The following is a 594-nucleotide window of genomic DNA, read 5'->3' on the forward strand; positions in this document are numbered from 1 at the left end:
TGCACAGACAACCAGGATGTTGGCTTAGAAGCAGCCACCATTGAAAGAGTGCGTAATAGCTCACTGGTCGAGTGACTCTGCGCCGAAAATGTAACGGGGCTAAACACACCACCGAAGCTATGGCTTGATGCTTTGCATCAGGGGTAGGGGAGCGTTGTATGCGGATTGAAGGTTGACTGCAAGGACAGCTGGACTGCATACAAGTGAGAATGCCGGTATGAGTAACGAAAAGATCAGTGAGAATCTGATCCGCCGAAAGCCCAAGGTTTCCTGAGGAAGGCTCGTCCGCTCAGGGTAAGTCGGGACCTAAGGCGAGGCCGACAGGCGTAGTCGAAGGACAACAGGTTGATATTCCTGTACCACCGTAATCCGCTATGAGCGATGGGGGGACGCAGGAGGGTAGTGACGCGGACTGATGGATGTCCGTCCAAGCAGCGAGGCTGGTGTATAGGCAAATCCGTACACCATAAGGCTGGGCTGTGATGGGGAGCGAAAATTACAGTAGCGAAGGTCATGATCTCACACTGCCAAGAAAAGCCTCTAGCCAGGAGAAGGTGCCCGTACCGCAAACCGACACAGGTAGGCGAGAAGAGA

General features: G+C 53.7%; 1 rRNA gene. It reads left to right on the top strand.

Annotation, left to right across the window (positions count from 1 at the left end):
• Positions 1-594: ribosomal RNA gene (locus EH198_RS24315) — 23S ribosomal RNA — on the top strand; the annotation flags it as partial.

Source organism: Paenibacillus rhizophilus, from assembly GCF_003854965.1.
GTDB lineage: Bacteria > Bacillota > Bacilli > Paenibacillales > Paenibacillaceae > Paenibacillus_AQ > Paenibacillus_AQ rhizophilus.